The 17715-nt window shown below is 57.6% G+C and carries 15 protein-coding genes and 1 riboswitch; of the genes, 6 read left to right on the forward strand and 9 right to left on the reverse strand.

The window, feature by feature from the left end:
• The first annotated feature begins 24 nt into the window (after positions 1-24).
• From rfaD to C1A35_RS21375, 5 genes are read left to right on the forward strand one after another with little or no spacing between them, the layout of a single operon-like run.
• Positions 25-1002 carry an ADP-glyceromanno-heptose 6-epimerase gene (rfaD, locus tag C1A35_RS21355; RefSeq protein WP_104666267.1) on the forward strand — a complete coding sequence of 326 codons (978 nt, stop codon included), beginning with the start codon at positions 25-27 and terminating at the stop codon, positions 1000-1002.
• Between the two features lie 54 nt (positions 1003-1056).
• Positions 1057-2235 carry a hypothetical protein gene (locus C1A35_RS21360; RefSeq protein WP_104666268.1) on the forward strand — a complete coding sequence of 393 codons (1179 nt, stop codon included), beginning with the start codon at positions 1057-1059 and terminating at the stop codon, positions 2233-2235.
• A gap of 12 nt (positions 2236-2247) precedes the next feature.
• Complete coding sequence (locus tag C1A35_RS21365) at positions 2248-3039, forward strand: ABC transporter permease (RefSeq protein WP_104666269.1); 792 nt, start codon at positions 2248-2250, stop codon at positions 3037-3039.
• 33 nt (positions 3040-3072) lie between these two features.
• Entirely contained in the window at positions 3073-4278 is a 1206-nt protein-coding gene (locus tag C1A35_RS21370; RefSeq protein ID WP_104666270.1) for a hypothetical protein, read from the forward strand.
• A 1-nt stretch (position 4279) separates the two neighbouring features.
• Complete coding sequence (locus C1A35_RS21375; RefSeq protein WP_234822938.1) at positions 4280-4975, forward strand: ABC transporter ATP-binding protein; 696 nt, start codon at positions 4280-4282, stop codon at positions 4973-4975.
• Between the two features lie 390 nt (positions 4976-5365).
• Here the strand turns inward: C1A35_RS21375 and C1A35_RS21380 are convergent, their stop codons facing one another.
• From C1A35_RS21380 to rfbC, 7 genes are all read right to left on the reverse strand, one after another.
• On the reverse strand, positions 5366-6697 hold the full coding sequence (locus C1A35_RS21380) for a glycosyltransferase family 4 protein (protein WP_158665121.1): 1332 nt from the start codon (positions 6695-6697) through the stop codon (positions 5366-5368).
• A 1-nt stretch (position 6698) separates the two neighbouring features.
• Positions 6699-7379, reverse strand: coding sequence for a D-glycero-alpha-D-manno-heptose-1,7-bisphosphate 7-phosphatase (locus tag C1A35_RS21385; RefSeq protein ID WP_104666272.1), 681 nt, complete (start codon positions 7377-7379; stop codon positions 6699-6701).
• A 6-nt stretch (positions 7380-7385) separates the two neighbouring features.
• Positions 7386-9137, reverse strand: a complete 1752-nt coding sequence (locus tag C1A35_RS21390) for a glycosyltransferase family 9 protein (RefSeq protein ID WP_158665122.1) — start codon at positions 9135-9137, stop codon at positions 7386-7388.
• 249 nt (positions 9138-9386) lie between these two features.
• Complete coding sequence (rfbA, locus tag C1A35_RS21395; RefSeq protein WP_104666274.1) at positions 9387-10256, reverse strand: glucose-1-phosphate thymidylyltransferase RfbA; 870 nt, start codon at positions 10254-10256, stop codon at positions 9387-9389.
• Positions 10253-11173 (reverse strand): dTDP-4-dehydrorhamnose reductase, encoded by a 921-nt coding sequence (gene rfbD, locus C1A35_RS21400; protein WP_104666275.1) that lies wholly within the window; start codon positions 11171-11173, stop codon positions 10253-10255. Before rfbD ends, rfbA begins: the two co-directional genes overlap by 4 nt.
• Positions 11170-12231 carry a dTDP-glucose 4,6-dehydratase gene (gene rfbB, locus C1A35_RS21405; RefSeq protein ID WP_104666276.1) on the reverse strand — a complete coding sequence of 354 codons (1062 nt, stop codon included), beginning with the start codon at positions 12229-12231 and terminating at the stop codon, positions 11170-11172. The genes rfbD and rfbB overlap by 4 nt, the downstream gene beginning before the upstream one ends.
• A gap of 35 nt (positions 12232-12266) precedes the next feature.
• Complete coding sequence (gene rfbC, locus C1A35_RS21410; RefSeq protein ID WP_104666442.1) at positions 12267-12830, reverse strand: dTDP-4-dehydrorhamnose 3,5-epimerase; 564 nt, start codon at positions 12828-12830, stop codon at positions 12267-12269.
• Positions 12831-13064: 234 nt separating this feature from the next.
• A riboswitch (TPP riboswitch) is annotated at positions 13065-13168 on the forward strand.
• A 117-nt stretch (positions 13169-13285) separates the two neighbouring features.
• Between rfbC and thiD the strand changes: the two genes are divergently transcribed.
• A complete protein-coding gene (gene thiD / locus C1A35_RS21415; protein ID WP_104666277.1) occupies positions 13286-14161 on the forward strand; it encodes a bifunctional hydroxymethylpyrimidine kinase/phosphomethylpyrimidine kinase in 876 nt (291 codons plus the stop codon).
• A 27-nt stretch (positions 14162-14188) separates the two neighbouring features.
• Here the strand turns inward: thiD and C1A35_RS21420 are convergent, their stop codons facing one another.
• The gene (locus C1A35_RS21420; RefSeq protein ID WP_104666278.1) at positions 14189-15490 is read right to left on the reverse strand and encodes a glycosyltransferase family 4 protein; all 1302 of its coding nucleotides are present in this window, start codon (positions 15488-15490) and stop codon (positions 14189-14191) included.
• Positions 15487-17706, reverse strand: coding sequence for a hypothetical protein (locus C1A35_RS21425; protein WP_104666279.1), 2220 nt, complete (start codon positions 17704-17706; stop codon positions 15487-15489). The genes C1A35_RS21420 and C1A35_RS21425 overlap by 4 nt, the downstream gene beginning before the upstream one ends.
• Positions 17707-17715: the final 9 nt, after the last annotated feature.

Below are 17715 nucleotides of genomic sequence, written 5' to 3' on the forward strand. Positions count from 1 at the left end.
CTGCAAGAACTAAGGTTGTACTAAATGATACTTGTTACCGGCGGGGCAGGATTCATCGGCTCCAATGTGGTTGAGGCTCTCAGCGGACACAGCGCAGTTGCGATCTGCGACTGGTTTGGCGCCGATGACAAATGGAAAAACATTCGGCACGCTTCCGTTGAAGACTTCGTGTTTCCCGAAGATTTACCCGAATGGTTGAAGCGCCGCGGGGATTCGGTAACGGCTATTGTTCATATGGGAGCAATTAGCGCTACCACAGAACGAGATGTTGACCGGATCGTCCTGAACAACCTCAAGCTCAGCCGATTTTTGTGGGATTTCGCAACTCTAAGGGCCATTCCGTTCATCTACGCATCCTCGGCTGCGACCTACGGCGACGGTGCGCTCGGGTTTTTGGATCGCAGTGATTGGGATTACCAGGCGAAGTTGCGCCCGCTGAATCCATACGGCTGGAGTAAGTTGGCCTTTGATCGGCAAGTCTTAGGTATCGTTGCCCGAAATGAACCTACACCTCCAAAATGGGCTGGCTTGAAGTTCTTCAATGTCTACGGGCCTCGAGAGGCGCATAAAGGCGGCATGCGCTCTGTTCCGTTCAGTAACTATGAAAAACTCTTGGCGGGCGCACCCTTGCGGTTATTCAGGTCGAACCGGCCTGACTTCAAGGATGGAGAGCAAAAGCGCGACTTCGTTTATGTTGGTGATTGTGTTCGTATGATCCTCTGGATGCTGGCGAACGATTTCAAAAGTGACATCTACAACGTTGGAACCGGGGTCGCAGCGACGTGGCTGGATGTGGCGCACGCAATGTTTGCTGCGCTAGGCCGAGAGCCGGACATAGAGTTTGTCGACATGCCTGAGGCTCTACAGGGGCGCTATCAATACCTTACCGAAGCGTCGATGACGAAAGCCGCGGCCGCAGGATGCCCGGTACCGGCTACCAATGTCAGAGAGGGTGTCGCCGCAACGTATCGATTCCTGGAACGAGAAAGCTCGGACTATTGAGCGCGATCTTTGCCAGTACGATCGCAATGGCGAAATGAGGAAGGCACTTCGATCGTGCGCGAGCAGGCTTACATCACCTATCAAGACAATTCGCCCTGGTGGAAGACGTTGCTTCGCGGTGGCTGGCGGCGTCTGCTGTCAGAGCATTACGCCGCTACGCTTTTCTTTCTCATCTTTGCGATCCCTACTTCCTGGTCCTTGGTGTATTACGGGCTTATCGCTTCTGACCGTTATGTATCTGAGGCGAAGTTCATTGTCCGTGGACTGAACGGAAACCAGGTTGGTGGACTTTCTGCGCTGCTGAGAACGTTCGGAATTTCGCGAGCCAGCGAAGATGCGTTTGCCATCCAAGCTTACATCGTTTCCCGCGATTCTCTGAAAGGGTTGCAGGAAAAATTTGATGTGGTTGGGGCGTATATGAGGCCTGAGGCCGATTTCCTCACAAGGTACAGTTCCTTTATTGATGGCGATAGCTTTGAGGGATTCTACAAGTATTATCAGGATCAGGTAGTCCTCGAAGAGGATATTGAGACTGGGATAACGACCTTGTACGTATCGGCCTATCGCCCTGAAGACGCAAAGACTATCGCGGACGAACTCCTGAAACTAAGCGAGGACAAGGTCAATGCGATGAATAGGCGCGCGCGGCAGGATGCTTTGCAGTCCGCGAGAGAAACGATTGGCCTTGCTGAAGCACAATTGCTGTCAGCGCAGCGCGAATTGACGGCCTTCAGGAATGCTGAAGTCATTCTCAACCCAACTTTGGATGCGAAAGGCAGCTTTGAAGTAATAACTGGGTTGTCTGCCGAATTGGCCGAGAAAGAAGTCGCATTGCGACTAGCTAAGGACGCCTCCAAGGACAGTCCAAGCATATTTGAGCTTGAAAGCAGGGTCAAATCGCTGCGAAAGCAACTTGAGTTGGAGCAAGGTAAGCTCGCTGGCTCCGATGGGGCATTGGCGAACAAGGTTGGGCGATACGAGGAGCTGTCGTTGCGGCGATCGCTTGCGGAAAAAGAATATGAAGCCGCCGTCAATTCGACCGAGCAAGCACGCCAGGAGGCCAATCGAAAGCAGGTATATCTTGAGGCTGTCGTTCGCCCGAATATGCCCGACAAGTCTGAAGAGCCGAAGAGAATACGCTATATATTCACTGTTGCACTTCTCTCTTTCTCAAGTTTCGTCATGGTCTATCTGCTCGTTTCCGGGAGCCGTGAGCACTTGAATATTCACTGAGGGCGTTTGCATATGGCTCAACTTGATATGGCGATTGCCAAGATCCGCTGGAAACGGCGCACGATAAACGCTCTTCTCATCCGCGAACTCATGCAGCGATTTGGTCATGGCAATATCGGCTTTATGTGGCTGGTCGGCGAGCCTCTTATCTTGACCGCAGGCGTGATGATAGCGTGGTCCTTTATCTACGGAGAAGAGAACCACGGTGTTAAGGTTATACCACTGGTATTGACCGGCTACAGCATGCTCACCGTGTGGCGACACATGGTTGCCAGATTCACCCATAGCTTCCGCCATAACTCGGGTCTCCTGTTTCACAGGACGGTGCGGCCGATCGATATTTTGATCGCGCGTGGGGTGCTGGAGTGTATCGGCACCCTGATTGCGTTCTTTGTCGCTTATGTTCCTCTGCGGCTGCTGGAGTATATTACGCCTATCGATGACTACCTCGTCCTGCTGACGGCATGGTTCCTTATGTGCGCTCTGACTTTCGGCGTGGCGCTGACGATCTCCTGCCTGACAGAACTGTCGGACACGCTCGAGCGGTTCGTACAGCCAATCATGTATTTGTTGCTGCCGCTCACAGGAGCGTTCTACATGGTTAGCTGGCTGCCAGAAACAGCGCGGCATATCGTGCTGTTGTCGCCAATGGTGCATGCAAACGAGATGTTCAGAGGTGGTTTTTTTGGTGCTGAGGTTCCAACATATTGGGATGTAAGTTATTTGGCTCTGTGGGCTCTGGCGACGAATGCCGTCGGATGGTCACTGGTGCGGAAGGCGCAGGACCACATAGAAATAGAGTGACCTGGTCTCAGGCCAAACTCCCAAGGATTCGCAATGACGACCGATACGAAGCAGGAAACCAATGAGCTCTCGTTGACCCTGATGCCGGTAGTGGCTCAGGGCGCGCTTGCACCATTGCTGCCAGGAGCGGAGAATAGAGGTAGACCGGTTGGCGCTCAGAAGAGTCGGCTGGGATTGTTCTTCTTTTTGGGTCTTGTGGTCGCGCCCTTTTTCCTGGCGGTTATTTATAACTTTGCTACAGCGTCACCGCGGTTTTCTTCAACGGCTGCCTTTATGGTTAGAGAAAATCAAAGATCCGGCGGCGTGCTTTCGCTCGTTGCTGGAAATACGATCGGTAGATCGGACGATAATAGCTATGCCATCTCGGAGTATTTGCAGTCGCGCGACGCGGTTACCTGGCTGAATACCGACGGTATGCTTGAGCGTGTCTTCGGCGCAGACAACGTCGATCTCTTCTCTCGTTTCCCGACCTACATTTCGGGGCGAACCAAAGACGATTTGTTTCACCATTTTCAGAGCTACATCGACGTTGATTTCAAGCAGTCGACCGGGGTGAGCACACTGGAGGTGCAAGCCTTTACGCCGGAGGACGCAGTCGCCTTAACCGAGCGGTTGTTGCAGGGGGCTGAGGCATTAGTAAACACATTGAACCAGAGGGCACGAGCTGATTCGATTCGCGAAGCAGAAGCCACCGTGAACGAAGCAACGGTGGAACTGCAAGCTATCCAGGTGCGGCTGACAGCGTTCCGCAATAGTGAGGGGCTTCTCGATCCCGATGCAGAAGTCTCCATGGCGAACAAGGTCATCACTGGAACCATGGAGCAGGTCGCCAAAGTGGACGCCCAGCTCTCGCTGCTGATGTCAACAACGCCGAGTAGTCCAGCCGTTCGGCAGTTGCAGAACAAGAGGGATGCACTGGAGGTTCAGCTGGCTCAGCAAAGGGAAGCGCTTGTGGGCGGTGGAGACTCGCTCGCGAAAAAGATGGAGGGCTATGAGCAAGTTTCTCTGCAGCGTAAGCTTGCAGAGAGGACGCTGCTAAGCGCTGTGGCGTCGTTGGCGTCGGCGAAACAAAACTTCCAGGGAAAGAAAATATACTTGGCCAGGGTCGTTGAGCCTAATTTGTCGGATCGGCCATCTCAACCCACACGTTTCATGAATGTCATCGCGGTCCTAGTGATTGGACTTGCCATCTTTTGGATAGCGCACTCGATGACGAAGCTGGTGCTGGAGGAAGTCTGAATTGGCTGCCCCCTTGCCAACAGTGATTCAGCCGATGCAGGAGCATCAGTGCATATCGCTCCAGAACATAGTGAAGAAGTACCACACATCGGCCGGTTCGAAGACCGTGCTCGATGGGATCTCCTTCGAGATCACCAAAGGAGAGAAAATAGCCGTACTCGGGCGCAATGGCGCGGGTAAGTCGACATTGGTAAAGCTGATCGGTGGCGTGGAGAAACCAACTCACGGTCACATTCACCGCGGTATGTCGATGTCTTGGCCGTTGGCTTTTGGGGGTGGTTTTGAGCCAACCATGACCGGCCTCGATAACATCAGGTTCCTAGCCCGTCTTTACGGCCGCCCGATCGAAGAAACGATCGAAGCCGTAGACGACTTCGCTGAGCTTGGCCGAAACTTGATCATGCCTGTAAAGTCTTATTCATCGGGGATGAGGGCGCGGTTGGCTTTTGCTTTGACGCTCGCGATTGACTTCGACTGTTTGCTAATCGATGAGGTGATATCAGTCGGGGACCAGAGGTTTCACCGGAAGTGCCACGATGCCTTGTTCGTGCAACGGAAACACTGTTCAATGATCTTGATCAGTCACGACATCGGTATAATAAAGTCCTATTGCGACAAGGCCCTTATACTGAAGGCAGGTAGAGGGCGCGTATTTGATGATATCGACTTCGCGATAGATATATACTCTTCGTTGTAGGTTTCTGTTGCGTTTTATGGGCTAAGTCTTTTGGGGGCACCCATCGCCAAACTCGCTGCTTGTGCTTCGGCGTGGATGTTCCTGGGGGGCGCTTTGGAGTGCTCCAAAATCTGTTGACCAGTTGCGGGCGGGCCTCGCACAAAGAAGCGACTGAGCAATTGATGCTGTTTTCAGCGTAAGTTGCTGTTGGAAGCGGTAAGACTCGTTAGTCGACCGTCAAATTTTCCGAGTATCGCTGTCACTGAGATTTGGAAAATCTCAGTGACATTCTTTCGCTCAATGGCCGGATACAGCCGCCGCGCGTGCTTTCGGAAGTCATCGACGATCGGATTGCACGCGCGACAAGTAGAGGCGCTTCTTCGAATTCACCCCGGGAGGAGTGGGAGTTCACTAATCTTGAGGCGCGGCCCCTACAGCCTTGGACAGCGTGTCTCGGGCGAAATCTGCCCATGAAGTTCGGGGCAGGTTGTAGGTCGCAGCCACAGCGTCACGCCGAAACGCATCGTCGGTTGCGAGTCTCATGATAGTATTGCGCCAGCCCGGACCGTCCGTCGGATCCAGGAAAATAGCGGCCTCTCCGAGGATTTCCCGGTGAACAGGGATGTCGGATGCAACAACGGGTATGTGGCGTGCGGCCCCCTCGATTGGAGGAAGGCTGTACCCTTCGACCAGGGAAGGAGACAGAAGGCCGGCCGATCCGGTCATTAGCGCGGCGAGTTCGACGTCACTGAGATCCGACACTTCGATAAGGAAGGGAGCTAGTTCTCTGGTTCGATCCAGTACGTCGATGACATTCTCGCTCTTCCATCCTCTCCGTCCCACAATTATCAGACGTGGTATGGTTCTCAGTTCGTTCCTTTGTATTATTTGTCGCCAAACGTTCAATATATGCTGAATGTTCTTTCGCCCCTCAATAGTGCTGAGGCAGATAAAGTAGGGCACGGTTGAGACCGGAGGTTTCAAATTTTCTTCTTTGTATTCTTGAATTACATTTCCTAAATAGGAAACATCAATACTCTTGGTTGCTAGGCCTTCTTCTTCAAAGTATGATGATAGTCTGTCTTTTGTATAATTCGAATTTGCGACAATAGAGGTTCCGTACTCAGAAACAGTCTTCATTCTAAGTTTGTGCAAAAATTCGGATCTGTTGCCGCAAAATTCCGGGAAATCGATTGGGATGATGTCGTGTATAAAAAAGGATGTACGTATATTTGCCTTTTTCGTCCATCTGAAAAGTTGGGGTTTCTCCAGTTGCGTATGTGATGAGTGTAAATAGAGGGTAGGCGTCCGCTCCGCATCGCGCAACAACCGATGAAACTTGCGAGCGTGTAGCAGGCAGAGGCGGGCAATCTCAGTGTATGCGCGGGCGACCGTCTGCTTCGTGCTTTCGCCTGAAAGGCGTAGCGATCCTCTGGAAGCGGATGGCAAACCTATGGGACTCTCGAGGGATTGGCGCAGCTCCTTGTAGAGTTTCGTTGGCCCGTTGATCTCGTTCGCCGCTGCCCAGCGCCCCTCAATTTCGGTCAGGATGGGCCTAAAATCTTCCGGTGTCAGTGCCGCTCTCAGGTACGGGGCGGTGATGACAAAGTGTGCGTCGGGGTAAAGAGTCGAGCCTTCATAAACGAGCCAGCGTGCGAGAGCGTGCTCAACGCGATCGATACCCGTTGGTGTGGAGTTGTAGCGCCGCGCAAGTGTGCGGGTGATATCCAGAAGAATACGCATATCAGCTTGCCTGGAAGGCGGAAAATACGGTGGCAATCGAATCCACGCAAGATACCTGCGTTGACGAGGGCGCGCGTGTGTCGAGGGTCTCACAAAGTTGCTCGACCTTGGCGCGGTGCATGCGTCCATGCCCAGTGAGCACGTGAAAGGCGCGAGCTACACCTGCTGCTGTTGCAGCTTGAATATCGGAAAGACTGTCGCCAACCATCAGCGATTTCTTTAAATCGATCCCGAGCGCGACGGAAGAGGCCCTTAGCATACCGTCGCTTGGTTTTCGCCAGGGGTGTTCGACGTTGTAAGGAGGTCGGCCGTCCTTGTGAAACGGGCAGGCATAAACGGCATCCGGCTCATCCGCCGCCAGAAGCTCGCGGATACGGCGCTCAACGCGTAAGTACGCATCCCGATCAAAGTAACCGCGCGCGATGCCTGATTGATTGGTGACGACCACGACGGTGAAGCCAGCAGAGCGGAAATGCCGAATCGTTTCGCCGACGCCTGGTATCAACTGTACGTCGTTCGGGTCGCTAATGTAGTTGACGTCTTCAATAATGACGCCGTCCCGATCAAGGAAAAGTGCCGGTCGTCGGCCCCTGTTCTTCGCCAATGGACGATAGACCAAGCTCCAGTGCGACAAGAGTGAATCTGGCCCCGTTTGATCGGGAGCGGCTTGCAATCGTTCCATCGCGTTCTATCTCCCGACTGCGTTGGAGCGCAGCACTTCGCCCACGGCGCCCGTTACCTCGTCGACAGTGATACTGTTGATGCACGGGCTCATCACCTGCAATTGTCCGATCTCGAACTGCGTTCCGGGGGCTTGCTGGGTGAGAGGACAGGGAATATCTTCGTTCCGCCAACAGGGTATGCATGCGAATTCCTGTTGCTTCCAGAGGATCTTTGCCTTGCTGTGGTGTTTTGTGAAGGCTGTTCCATCCGTCGGCCCGAAGATCGCTACGACAGGAACGTCGAAAGCTGCTGCAGCATGTAGAAAGGCCGAGTCGACGCAAACCATAGCATCCAGCAGAGAGACCAACGCAAGTGAACTTCCCAGTGGCATCCCGGCTGTTGAGAGTATCCCATTACCAGACGGCAGCCCATCTTTGACGTGATGAAAGATGATCACGTCGTAGGTCTGACTCAGCGAATTGATGACGTTGCTTATTCTCGAGTAATCTTTGTAGCTATCGCGCGAAAAGGGCTGCACACCAATGACGGGTCTGGCGCCGAGACCTTTTTCAGCCTTAAATCGGTGACGAAATTCTATTTCATCCTGGCTCAAGAAGTAGTCAATCTTCAATCCGTGCTGCCTAAGTTCGTGCGGCAGTACACCCATTCCCAAAGAGAAGAGCTCGACACGCCCCTTTTTGACCTTGGGTCGATGCTTGCTTTCGTAACGGCCCGCCGGACAAAATGATAGGTTCTTCCACGTCTGGTACTTGCTTACATCCAGAGGCGGCCCGTCGATATCCAGGAGGTTAACGTGCGGGTTGTTTTGAAAAAGAGAGTGGAATTTCTTCGGTATCGCGAAGTCGACGGGCCGACCTGTTCGGGACGCAAGAGCCCGCAAGCCCGGGCTCATCATGAGCAGATCACCGATGCCACCCATCGCGCGCGTGACGAGTACGCGACGGCTGCGTAGATCCATCGCCGAGCTGTGCGGACCGCGGTTTCGCTGAGTTGCGCCGAGCAGCGCAAAGAGTACGGCGAGATGCGCGATGGCGGCGGTTGCGATTGCTTTGCTGGCGCTGTTGGTAGCCCACGAGCCGCTACCGCGCCTAAATTTCGCGTATGCGCTAGAGACCCGACGCATTAACGCAGGAATAACGCCATGCTCGCTTCGGTCAGCTGTACTGCCGCCGACAAAAGGAGCGAAGGTTTCTGCGACGCGCCAACTATTACTGCGGCTAATGCCTGCTAGCCAACGACCCCAACTAATGAATGAGATCTTGGAACTGCTAAGTGTTCCTTTCTGCAAATGGCACTGCCCGTAAAGGAGTGCAATCATGAGCGCGTGTTCAAAGCTCCCTTCAATTAAGTAGGGGCGTTCGGCATAATATTCCACGATTTCGAGGGCGCCATCGGGATTGTTCGCAAACAATCTTACGCGAGCGTGTAAAATGTGCGCGCCCAACGCCTCAGAGGGATATGTCTTCTGACAGTACGCAGCCAAATCCGCAATCAACTGTTCGAACCTGGCGACATATCGCAGATCCCCAGTTCTGAAATGAAACTTGTTGCTCTCAAGTATAGATGAAAGTGTTGAGACAGCTCTTCCGCAATCCGAAGGCCTGACACGAGGTGATCCGGAAACCGTATTTCCTTGTATCTTTAGGTTCGATACCACACGTTCAGCGAAGCGATATTCCTTGAATTCAGCTTCATCCATAAATGTGTGGAAGAAGTCTTCGAGAGTGACACCCGTCTGGATTTCGACGTGTTCCATGCAATTCATACTCAATTGGTTCGGAGCTATAGGTTGGACGACCTGATTTTTGGAGGAACCTAACGAAAGGTGTCGCGGAAGCCAATGGGCGCACCGAAAAATGCAGCTATGCCGGCGCGGGCCTCTGTTGCCAGATCAATTTGGCAGCATACCCAACCGAGAGGATCAATCAACTCAGCAGGCGCCGCCCTCACTCACCGTTAGGCTGTGACATGGTGGCAACCGCGACGGCATCACCGCACGAAAACCTCATAGGTGGTTCGAGACGCTGGCGAGGTAGCGGCCATAGGACGTCTTGCCATACAGCCCCGCAAGCGCTTCAAGCTGTCGTTCGTCAATGTATCCGGCTCGATAGGCAACCTCCTCCGGGCACGCCACCTTGAAGCCCTGCCGCCGCTCCAATGTGGCGACGAACTCTGACGCTTCCAGCAGGCTGTCGGGCGTGCCCGTATCGAGCCAGGCATATCCCCGCCCCATTCTTTCGACGTGGAGCTCGCCCCGCTCGAGATAGGCGCGGTTCACATCCGTGATCTCATATTCGCCTCGCGCCGACGGTTTCAGGTCGGCGGCGATGTTGACGACCTCTTCGTCGTAGAAATAGAGGCCCGTGACGGCCCAGCTGGAGCGGGGTTCGGCAGGCTTCTCCTCGATTGCGACCGCCTTCATTTCGCTGTCGAATTCGACGACACCGTAGCGTTCGGGGTTGCTGACATGGTAGGCGAAGACCGTTGCACCCTCCTTGCGTTCCATGGCTCGCTTGAAGAGCTCGGTAATGCCGTGCCCGAAAAAGACGTTGTCGCCGAGAATGAGGCATGAGGGATGGCCCGCAACGAAGTCGGCTCCAATCACATAGGCTTGGGCGAGGCCATCGGGGGACGATTGCTCGGCGTAGCTCAGGTTGATACCCCATCTCGAGCCGTCGCCCAGCAGGAGTTGAAAGCTGGGGAGATCCCGCGGCGTGGTAATGATCAAAATGTCGCGAATCCCCGCCAGCATCAGGGTTGACAGGGGGTAGTAGATCATCGGCTTGTCGTAGATGGGAAGCAGTTGTTTTGAGCTTGCCAATGTCATCGGATGCAGACGGGTACCGCTGCCGCCGGCAAGAATGATGCCCTTCATTTCGTCACCTCCAGGTCAGCCTGGTTCTGGATGACGCGGCGCACGGTGGCTTCGATGGAGTTCTTCCAGTGGGGCAGGGTGATGCCGTGGTGCCGCGCTATCTTGTTGCAGTCCAGGCGCGAGTTTGAGGGCCGCGCGGCCGCAGTTGGGTAGTCTGCGGACAAGATGCGGTTGACCCTGGCAAACGGGCCGCCCAGCCCGCGAGAGAGGGCGAGGATTTCTTCCGCCACGTCGGCCCAACTCGCGTCACCAGTTCCCGCCAGATGGAATGTGCCACGCAGTGCCTGTTCATCTGATGCCAGCAGATTCTTCGCGACACCGATGATCGCGGTTGCCAGGTCCAGCGCGGATGTCGGGTTCCCTGCCTGGTCCTTGACGACCGATAGCTCGGTTCGGTTGCGGGCGTTGCGAATGATGGTCCGGACAAAATTTCTGCCGAACGGGCTGTAGATCCAGGCGGTTCTCAGAATGACATGATTGTCGGTGGCGGCGGCGACTGTTCGCTCGCCTTCCCACTTGCTTTTGCCGTAGACGTTTACCGGGCACGCGGTATCGCCTTCGACATAAGGCGTGGATTTTGTCCCGTCGAAGACATAGTCCGTCGACAGATGAATGATCGGGATGTCCAAGGCGTTCGCGACACGCGCCAATTCCTGCGGTGCGACCGCGTTGACTGCATATGCCCTGGTCGGGTCGGTCTCGGCGTGGTCAACTGCGGTGTAGGCAGCCGCCGAGACGATGACGTCAGGAGCCGCTGCCCTGACGACCCCCTCTATGCCGCTCGGATCCTCCAGATCGAGTTGCGGACGACCGAGCGGGACCACCTCGAAGTCGCCGCGGCTGTTTCCCTGCTCGACGAGCGACTGAACGACCTGGCCGGTCAAACCCGTGACAACGATACGCGCGACCTGGTTCATTGCCCGACACCAGTTTGCAGCGCACCCAGGCGAACGCCGTCATATCCCTTGCGAAGAGGCGCCCACCACCATTCGTTGTCCAGATACCAGCGGATCGTCTTCTCTATCCCGCTTTCGAAGCTGTCTTCCGCCTCCCAGCCGAGTTCCTCCTCCAGCTTCGTCGCATCGATAGCGTAGCGCAAATCGTGCCCCGGCCTGTCCTCGACAAACTGGATGAGTTCTTCCCGTGGGCGGATTGCAGGGGCGAGCACGTCGAGTGTGGCGCAGATGCGCCTGACTACATCGACGTTCCGCCGTTCGTTGCGGCCTCCGACGTTGTAGGTTTCGCCAATTCTGCCGCGCTCGGCGATCAGGTCGAGCGCACGGGCATGGTCCTCCACGAAGAGCCAGTCGCGAATGTTCGTGCCGTCGCCATAGATCGAGAGCGGCTTGCCTTCGAGCGCGTTGAGGATCGTCAGCGGGATCAGCTTCTCGGGGAAGTGATAGGGGCCGTAATTGTTTGAGCAGTTGGAAACCAAGATCGGCATGCCGTAGGTGCGCGCCCATGCCTTGGCGAGATGATCGGAAGCGGCCTTCGAAGCCGAGTAGGGGGAGCTTGGATCGTATCGCGTCTCCTCGCGAAACAGCGCGTCGTCCGCGAGCGAGCCGTACACTTCATCCGTTGACACGTGAAGAAAGCGAAACCTGCGTTTGTCCTCATCTTCCATCGACTGCCAGTATGCCCTCGTGCATTCCAGCAGGTTGAATGTTCCAAGAACGTTTGTTTCGATGAATTCCCTTGCGCCGGTGATTGACCGATCGACGTGGCTCTCGGCAGCGAGATGCATGACGCGATCAGGCCTGAACGTGGAAAAGGCCTCCGAGATCGCCCGCCCATCACATATGTCGGCTCTTAGAAAGCGATATGAGGGGTTGCTTGCGACGGGCAACAGAGAGCTGAGGGTTCCCGCGTAGGTCAATTTATCAACGTTCAACACGTCATATCCCTTGTCGAGAATGAGGTGTCGAATAACCGCTGAACCAATAAAACCAGCCCCGCCGGTAACAAGTACGCGCATATCTCAGCGAAGTCCTTTCAGGGTAAATATCGGGACTAGAGTTCTGATCCGAACTCGGTTTGCAGCTCGGAAAGTCTTGGCTGTTTCCTGTCTTTGTCAGACAGGATGGCGTTACTCGGAGATACCGGCCAATTGATGCGGAGCTCTGGGTCGTTCCAGAGAAGCCCGCGATCGTGCTCAGGACTGTAGTAGTCGGTCACTTTGTAGCTGACCACGGTTGCGGGTTTCAGGGTACAGAAGCCGTGGGCGAAACCCGGCGGAATCCAGAGCTGGTGACCGTTCTCTTCGGAAAGCTCAACGGCCACGAATTTCCCGTGGGTCGGAGACCCGCGGCGAAGGTCCACTGCCACATCCCAGAGCGCGCCGGCGATACAGGAAACCAGTTTTCCCTGCGCGCGCGGCGGCAGTTGGAAGTGCAGTCCGCGCACTGTGCCGGCTTCAAGCGACAGCGATTGATTGTCCTGAACGAAAGAGTACGTCCCGACGATTTCGGCGAACTGATCAGCCCGAAAGGTCTCGGCGAAGTAGCCACGCGTATCGACCAATCGCTTAGGCTTAATCAAGAAAACGGAAGGAATAGCCGTTTCTTCGATCCTCATCGTATCGTCCTTCATCGTTGTTTCCCGTACGCGAAACAATACGGCGCTCGTGGCGTCCTAACGATATGTTGCGTCGGCATTGCTGCCGATTCCGGGAAAAAGGGATCGCTATGCCGACGGGTCATTCCGCGGCCTTCTTCTCGATGGCGCTGTCCGCAGGGGCTGTGTGGAAAGTCGCGGCCGTACTCCGCTGCATCTATCAATTGACATCTCCGCCCACGCTCCCCTAGCATCCTTCCTGCCGAGGGGCGCACTGTCACGGTGCTGAGATGGCGATGAGCCAGACCCTTGAACCTGATCCGGATCATACCGGCGTAGGAACGGCGCGGGCCCTTCTGCTCACCAGCCGTCTTTGCGCTTCTCGACCGGATCTCCGTCCATTTCCGGGAGGTCGCTTTGCTCGTGTCTGTTCTTGACTCAAACCGAAAAGGCTCAAGCCTCATGCAGGTGGGGCTATGACCGCGATTGCCGTCACCATCGCAGGCTCGGATTCCGGCGGCGGGGCCGGCATCCAGGCGGATCTGAAGGCGTTCTCTGCGCTCGGCGTTTATGGCGCCAGCGTGATCACTGCGGTCACGGCGCAGAATACCCGTGGGGTTTCTGCGGTTGAAGATATCTCCCCGACCGTCGTTGCGGCTCAGATCGACGCGGTGTTTTCCGATCTCGCCGTCGGCGCGGTGAAGATCGGAATGGTGTCGCGGCGCGAGACGATCGCGGTGATCGCGGCCGGTCTGAAGCGCTACGACCGGCTGGCTGTCATCGACCCGGTGATGGTGGCAACCTCCGGCGATCACCTGATGCGACCGGACGCGATCGCGACGCTCAAGGAGGAGTTGCTGCCGCTGGCGCTCATTCTGACGCCGAACCTGCCCGAGGCAGCGCTGTTGACCGGACGTGCGATCGCGGAAACCGAGACCGAGATCGCACGCCAGGCCGAGATGCTTCTGAAACTCGGTGCGCGTTCGGTGCTGATGAAGGGTGGGCATGCAAAGGGCAAGGACGCGACCGACGTTCTCTTTGGCGAGGGGGACGTCCTCAACCTGTCGCGGCCGCGGATCGAGACCAGGAATGATCATGGCACCGGGTGCACGCTCTCGGCGGCAATCGCCGCGGGGCTTGCCAAGGGCAGGCCGATTGACGAGGCGGTTGTCGCAGCCAAAGCCTATTTGCATGACGCGCTGGTGGCGGCCGACGACCTGGCCGTCGGCCAGGGCCACGGACCGGTGCATCATTTTCATCATTGGTGGGGCAGCGACGAAAACCGGAGCATCGCGCCGTCGAACGTCGTCGAAGCCAAGCAAGGTCCTGGCCGGTTGTCGCAATCTGGCTGAGCGGTTTGGCATGGCTTCGGCTCTACCTCAGGCCACTGCCGCGCTTGGCAGGGCCTGCTGCTCGCCCTTCGACATCTTGCGGTAGAGCGCCACGTGCTCCCGCGCACAATCGACATGGCTCGTCGGCCGCCTGAGCGTCGCCCGAAGATTGTCCCATGAGCGCGGCGCGCTCAGGACGTCGATCAGGCGGTCTGCGAGATCCTGGGCGCTTCCGGCGCGGAAGTGATAACCGTCCAGGCGGTCGCGGACCTTCTCGGCCATGCCGCCGATGTCCGAACACAGGATCGGCCGGCCGTGGTGCAGCGCTTCCTGGATGACGACAGGGGAATTCTCCCACCAGACCGAGGGCATCACTACCCAATCGACCGAGCGCATCAGCCGCGGCATGTCCTGGTTCTGGTACGCGCCGTAGAAGCGGACACGACGACCGGCGTCCTCGATGAGTTTCGCCACCTTCTCCTGATAGTCCTTCGGCTGGCGCTCGAGGTTGCCGCCGAAAATCATCAGCGAGGAATCCTCGCCCCAGATGTCGTCGGGCACGCGCGAAACCGCGTCGATTAGCACGTGAACGCCCTTGAACGGCGTCATCTGTCCGAAGTAGGCAAAGCGGTTGCGTCGCGCCGTCGGCGACGGCAATTCGCGGGCCGGTGCCTTGTCGCCCATGACGATGCCGTTCTCGATGACGAAGATCCTCTCGGCCTCCAGCCCCCACTCGACATAGCGGTTGGCGAGGAAGGCACTCGGCGCGATGAAGGCGTCGGCGAGATTGAGCATGCCACGCACGAACTGCTCGCGGCGAACGAACCGCGACACCGGGATTTCAGGGAAACACGTGTGGCAGCTGATCGGCGAGGCGCCGTTGCAAAGCTGGCCCGACGGGCGTTTCACCATTTGCCCATGATTGTGGCAGATCGGTAGGTACTCATGGAACGTCACGACGATGCGCGCCTTGGGCAGGGCTTCGCGAACCGCGTAAAGTGCTTCGAGCCCGAAGCCGAGGATATGATGGAAGTGAACGATATCAGGCTTGATGTCGCCGACGAAACGAAGGAGATCGCGGCGGATCGCTTCCGTATCGCCATTGGAGAGGAAGAAATGGTCGAAGTCCTCGGCGTGATAGAGCACTTCGTCCATGGCAAGCCGCAGGCTCATCAGCGCTGAGGCGCCGTGGCGCGGGACGGGATTGCCGACGCGGGCGAGATAGATCGATTCCACGCCCGGCAGACCGTTCAGCGCCTTGTGGAGACCATGCGAGGCGATTTCCGCGCCGCCAAGGGAATGGGTCGGGTGGCCATGGGAAACCACGAGTACGCGGAGTTTTTCGCTCATGCGCCAGCCTCTTCGAAGAATGTCTTGGCGGTTTCCGAGGCGGGCATCCAACGGGCGCGAAACAGCGTCCGATCGACCCGCTCCACGAAGCGCGCGGTGGCCGCAGCGCCCGTTCCGGGTACTTCGTCTGATCCGATCATCTGCAGCGAAGGGAGCCAGTAGGCTTCATAGCCCTTGCCGCTCAGACGAAGCGCGAGATCGAGGCCCTTCAGCGATGTGCCGAGATAGGTCGGCGACGTGCCCGCGTCCGCCATAAGCGCCTCGCGCGGCATGATGCAGCAATCGAGCGATGCGGCTGCGACCCGCGTCAGCTTCAAGCGGTTGACGGCGCCGACCGGATAGCCGGCGTAGCGGCTCGATTGCAGATGATCGGGACGGTCGAGCGACGTGCTGCCGGCCCAGCGGATCGAATGATCCTCATAGGCAAGGGTCGGCGAAATGATGCTTCCTTCTTTTGCCTCGTAGGCGGTAACGAGCGCCTGGTACCACCCGGTATTGGCCGGGGTCAGGGACGCGGAGAGCAGGATGACGGCGTTACCGTTGACGCTCTCGGCGGCTGCTTGCGCAAGGTCGCCGGCATCGCCGGCTCCTTCGACAGACACGAGCCGCAGCGGTAGCCGGTAGAATTCGGAGAGTTGACGGATATGGCCCGCATGCCTCCGGAACTGTTCTGTCCGCAGCACAAGCGCGATCGGCGCCCGGCGCGTCTGCGGGTCAAGCGCCAGTAGCCCCAAGAGCGCTGCGAAATCCGCTTCGGCCTCGCCGGCGACAAGCAGGATGGCGGTGCCCTCGGCATGGTCGAATGGGCCCATGTCGACGACGGTCTCGATCGTTGGCGCGCTGCTGCGCGCCGCCGTCAGGAATGGGACGATCTGCCGGTCGAGGATATCGGGCAGGGCCCAGCTTGTCGGGTCGACCGAGGCAAGCAGCCGCAGGGCGGCTGTGCGGGCCGGTAGCCGCACCGGGAAGAGTGGCATATAGGCACGGCGGGAGTCGCGAAGGGTGAGTTCGAGATGAACGGGCCCTTCCGGCTCCCCGCCCATCGTCTCGACAAGACCGACAAAACCATGGGAGCGACGGTGACCGGAAATCGCGCTCTTAAATTCCGGGCGATCGACGAACGCCTCCTCCACGTCGGACCGTTCGGTGCGGGTCCAGCCTCCGTCCAGCCGGGCGCCGCCGCCCTGTCGGCAAAGCCGCACGCTTTCGACATGTCCGTCGGCGTCCAGGAGCCAGCCGGATATCAGAAAGGCGCCGTCGTCTCCCTGGTACAGGGCATCCACGCCGAGGCGAACGGGCACCGGAAGGCTCGAGATCGTCTCGGTGCCGTCATAGCCGCTGGCCGCGTCACGCAGGCGAAGCATGACCTGCGGCGAGCCCTGGCTCTGTAGCAGCATTGCGCGAATATGGCCGGGTGTCTCGAGCGGGCCCGTAACGACCCTGCGCTCGTGCAGCCCGGCATAGCGCCAGGCGCCGCGCCCGCGATAGAAAATACCTTTGATGTCGCGGGCTCTTGGCAGCGCGTCTGCCGACAGGAGGCCGACAAATCCGGACGAACCTTCAGGCGCGTCGTTTCTTTGGAAAACGGCGACGTTGCAATCGGCAAGGAAGGTCTCGTCACTGCGGATGATGGCGCGGCAGATACCGGCCGGCAGGTCGTGCGCCCATCCCTTGAGCGCGATTGTGCCGTCATGGCCCTCGCCAAGAAGCTCAATGTATCCGTCGCTCGCTGCCCCCGCCTTGAGCAGGGTCGTGATGGCCGGGAGCCGTTGATCGCCATGCGGCGGCTTGATCAGTACGTCCACCAGGCGGCCGAGGACATGAACGAGTTGCGGACCGGCGAAATCCTTGAGCATCGCCGTGACTTCGCCGATCGAAGCGGCGCGTGGCGCAACGATGTAGCGCTTGCCATTGCCTTCCTTGCCGAAGCGCAGCGTCGTCGGCAGGCGTTCGGCGCTTTCGACCGGCAACAGTGCTGCAAAACCGTGGGTGGCGGAAGACTGTGGTGCAGAGAGCCGCCAGCCGGCGACTGACACCGTCACCGGGCTGGACGGATCTTCATCGATCTCGACCGGCAACTGATCGGTCATCGGACCGCCGGTGCCGATCAACAGCAGCAGTGTTTCGTCGATCGGGCAGGCGATGATCCGCCCGCTGCGCGCGATGCGGCCAAGCGGTGCGGGGCTCGATGAAAGGCTGAGCTCGGAACTGGCCATGAGTTGCGC

It is taken from the genome of Ensifer adhaerens, assembly GCF_002940685.1.
GTDB lineage: Bacteria > Pseudomonadota > Alphaproteobacteria > Rhizobiales > Rhizobiaceae > Ensifer > Ensifer adhaerens_E.

Excerpts from the sequence above, each read along its gene's own strand:
- C1A35_RS21365 (WP_104666269.1), top strand. The coding sequence starts at position 2,248 with ATGGCTCAACTTGATATGGCGATTGCCAAGATCCGCTGGAAACGGCGC.
- C1A35_RS21420 (WP_104666278.1), bottom strand. The coding sequence starts at position 15,490 with ATGAGCGAAAAACTCCGCGTACTCGTGGTTTCCCATGGCCACCCGACC.
- C1A35_RS21425 (WP_104666279.1), bottom strand. The coding sequence starts at position 17,706 with ATGGCCAGTTCCGAGCTCAGCCTTTCATCGAGCCCCGCACCGCTTGGC.
- rfbC (WP_104666442.1), bottom strand. The coding sequence starts at position 12,830 with ATGAGGATCGAAGAAACGGCTATTCCTTCCGTTTTCTTGATTAAGCCT.
- rfbB (WP_104666276.1), bottom strand. The coding sequence starts at position 12,231 with ATGCGCGTACTTGTTACCGGCGGGGCTGGTTTTATTGGTTCAGCGGTT.
- rfbA (WP_104666274.1), bottom strand. The coding sequence starts at position 10,256 with ATGAAGGGCATCATTCTTGCCGGCGGCAGCGGTACCCGTCTGCATCCG.
- C1A35_RS21380 (WP_158665121.1), bottom strand. The coding sequence starts at position 6,697 with ATGCGTATTCTTCTGGATATCACCCGCACACTTGCGCGGCGCTACAAC.
- C1A35_RS21370 (WP_104666270.1), top strand. The coding sequence starts at position 3,073 with ATGACGACCGATACGAAGCAGGAAACCAATGAGCTCTCGTTGACCCTG.
- C1A35_RS21390 (WP_158665122.1), bottom strand. The coding sequence starts at position 9,137 with ATGGAACACGTCGAAATCCAGACGGGTGTCACTCTCGAAGACTTCTTC.
- rfbD (WP_104666275.1), bottom strand. The coding sequence starts at position 11,173 with ATGAACCAGGTCGCGCGTATCGTTGTCACGGGTTTGACCGGCCAGGTC.
- rfaD (WP_104666267.1), top strand. The coding sequence starts at position 25 with ATGATACTTGTTACCGGCGGGGCAGGATTCATCGGCTCCAATGTGGTT.
- thiD (WP_104666277.1), top strand. The coding sequence starts at position 13,286 with ATGACCGCGATTGCCGTCACCATCGCAGGCTCGGATTCCGGCGGCGGG.
- C1A35_RS21385 (WP_104666272.1), bottom strand. The coding sequence starts at position 7,379 with ATGGAACGATTGCAAGCCGCTCCCGATCAAACGGGGCCAGATTCACTC.